The sequence below is a fragment of the Cupriavidus pauculus genome, assembly GCF_008801835.1.
Lineage (GTDB): Bacteria > Pseudomonadota > Gammaproteobacteria > Burkholderiales > Burkholderiaceae > Cupriavidus > Cupriavidus pauculus.
Genome location: NZ_VZOW01000081.1, coordinates 1 through 2,461 on the forward strand (window position 1 = coordinate 1; position 2,461 = coordinate 2,461).

Consider the following 2,461-nt stretch of genomic DNA (forward strand, 5'->3'; position numbering starts at 1 on the left):
ATGTAAGCGCCCGGTGAACCCGTCTTGACGGGGCTACGCAGGAAGGACGGAAGCAGTCCAGCGATGTGGCAGGAGCTCCGCGATGTCGGCGGTCTTCTGAGTCGGCAGTCGCGTAAGCACGTCTTTCAGGTAGGCGTACGGATCATGCCCATTGAGCTTCGCCGACTGGATCAGACTCATGACTGCGGCTGCGCGCTGGCCAGCGCGCAGTGAGCCCGCGAACAGCCAGTTCGATCTTCCAAGAGCGATAGGCCGTATTTGCCCTTCGATATGATTGTTATCGATGGGCACGGCTGGATCCTCAACGTAGCGCACGAGCGCCGCCCAGCGTTTGAGGCTGTAGTCGATGGCACGCGCGATGGCCGAGCCGTCGGGCACCCTCCGCCTTTGTTCACTAAGCCAGAGATGCAGCGCATCCAGGATTGGTCTGGCCCGCTGCTGTCGCGCTTCCAGGCGTAGTTCTGGCTCGGCGTCCCGCACCTCTCGCTCGATCTCGTAGAGCCCAGCAATGAAGCGCAGCGCCTGGCCAGCCAATTCGCTCTTGTGCTTGTCGTGCAACTCAAAGTACTTACGACGCGCGTGAGCCATGCACCCAATCTCGACGATGCCGCCGCCGAAGCTGGCCTTGTAGCCCGAGAAGTCGTCACATACCAGCTTGCCCAGCCAGCCCCGCAGGAATGCGCGGGCATGTTCGCCGCTGCGGCTGGGGGCAAACTGATAGATCACCGCACGTAACGACGAGAGTTGGCTCGGTGCGTAGGCCCACAGGTAGGCGCGATGCGTCTTGCCGTCGCCTGGCGAGAGCATCTGCACTGGTGTCTCGTCGGCATGCAGTACGCTCTGGGTCAATACCTCCGCCTGCAGTGCATCCACCAGCGGTTGCAGACGCACGCCGCAGATGCCGACCCACGCGCCCAGCGTCGATTGCGGGATCGCCAGGCCGGCGCGTGCGTAGATGCGTTCTTGCCGGTACAGAGGGAGATGGTCGCCGAACTTGGACACCAGCGTATGCGCCAGCAGGCCGGCGGTGGGGATGCCCTTGTCGATGACGTGCGGAGGAACGGGTGCCTGGGTGAGAGTCTCACATTGACCGCATACCCACTTGCCCCGGATATGAAGTTCGACCGTGAACACGCCAGGGGTGTAGTCCAGCTTCTCGCTGACGTCTTCGCCAATGCGCTTGAGCGCGCAGCCGCATGTGCAAGTCTCGGACTCCGGCTCGTGACGAATCTCAGTGCGAGGCAATTGGGGTGGAAGTGCTTGGCGCTTCGGCTTGTCCTTGGGCTCCGACCTGGATGAAGGAGTCAGTGCTTCGAGCTCGGCTTCGATTGCCTCAAGGTCTGCATCGAGGGCTTCCTCCAGCAAGCTTGCCTGGGCAGATGTCAGTTGCTCGCTGCGTTTGCCGAACTTCCAGCGCTTGTGGATGGCTAGCTCGTGAGTGAGCTGATCGATCTTGGTTTGCCGGTAGCGCAGCTCTTGCGCGTGACGCGCAATGACGGCGTCCTGCTCCTGGATCTGTGCCCGCAGCGTCGCAGCCAGCTCGCGCAGTTGCTGTGGGCTCAGATCGTCCAGGTTCTCGGCGGGATTCATGTTCCGAATCTTGCCAGTTCCCCGTCACTCCAACTATTGGCACAGCCCCCAATGGACGCTCGGCCCTTGTGCCAAGCCACGACTAAAGCACGGTGATCGCCTCATCGCGGCCCAGGCGTTGCCAAGGCAGGCCCAGCACCAGCGCATCCAGTTGCTCTCGGCACAGCGGCGTCGCGATGGCCGTCATACCGTCGGTCCAGACGAAGCGGCCCTTATTGAGTCGCCGCGCCGCTAACCAGATACCAATGCCGTCGTACATCAGCACCTTGATACGCGTCGCGCGCTTGTTCGTGAAGAGATAAGCATGATGCGGTCGGGCGGCTCCGAATACCTTCACCACCCGAGCCAAGACCGTATCTGTTCCCGCTCGCATGTCCAGCGGCTCGGTAGCTAGCCAGATTGCCTCGATGCGGATCAACGCAACCACCCCTGAAGCCATTCGCCACACTCTGCTGCGGCCGATCCTGGCCAACGAATACTGATCGTCGCAGCACCGCGTCGCACTTCGATCTGTATATCCGGTATCGCAGGCGTCGGCGTGGGATCGCCGATCTGCAACGGGATGAACTCGGCTTGGGGTACTGTCATCAATGCGCGGGCTTCGCCCGCGCTATCCAACACTTGGTGTTCAGCGACCCAGCGTCGCAGCAGATTCGCGTTCACGCGATGGTGCAGCGCTACCGCCGCAATCGAAACACCCCGATGCAGGCAGTCCTGAACGGCTTTAGCCTTGAACTCGGCGCTGTGCCGACGTCGGCGTCGCGCTGGTGCGCTCTCTTCGATAGTGTTCACGTGTCCACCAAGAATTTAGATGGACACGATGCTCCTTGCTCTCCTGCTTCCCTTCAAGACGGGTTCACCGGGCGCTTAC

Annotated in this window: 3 protein-coding genes; all 3 read right to left on the minus strand. The window is 61.8% G+C overall.

The features are described from left to right. Positions 1-33 precede the first annotated feature (33 nt). Complete coding sequence (tnpC, locus tag F7R19_RS29410) at positions 34-1,590, minus strand: IS66 family transposase (protein ID WP_133428611.1); 1,557 nt, start codon at positions 1,588-1,590, stop codon at positions 34-36. Between the two features lie 82 nt (positions 1,591-1,672). Next, the gene (gene tnpB / locus F7R19_RS29415) at positions 1,673-2,008 is read right to left on the minus strand and encodes an IS66 family insertion sequence element accessory protein TnpB (RefSeq protein ID WP_170292681.1); all 336 of its coding nucleotides are present in this window, start codon (positions 2,006-2,008) and stop codon (positions 1,673-1,675) included. Next, positions 2,005-2,382, minus strand: a complete 378-nt coding sequence (gene tnpA, locus F7R19_RS29420; RefSeq protein WP_038319240.1) for an IS66-like element accessory protein TnpA — start codon at positions 2,380-2,382, stop codon at positions 2,005-2,007. The genes tnpB and tnpA overlap by 4 nt, the downstream gene beginning before the upstream one ends. Positions 2,383-2,461: the final 79 nt, after the last annotated feature.

Bases quoted from the DNA above. Each gene is read 5' to 3' on its own strand.
- tnpC (WP_133428611.1), bottom strand. From the start codon at position 1,590: ATGAATCCCGCCGAGAACCTGGACGATCTGAGCCCACAGCAACTGCGC.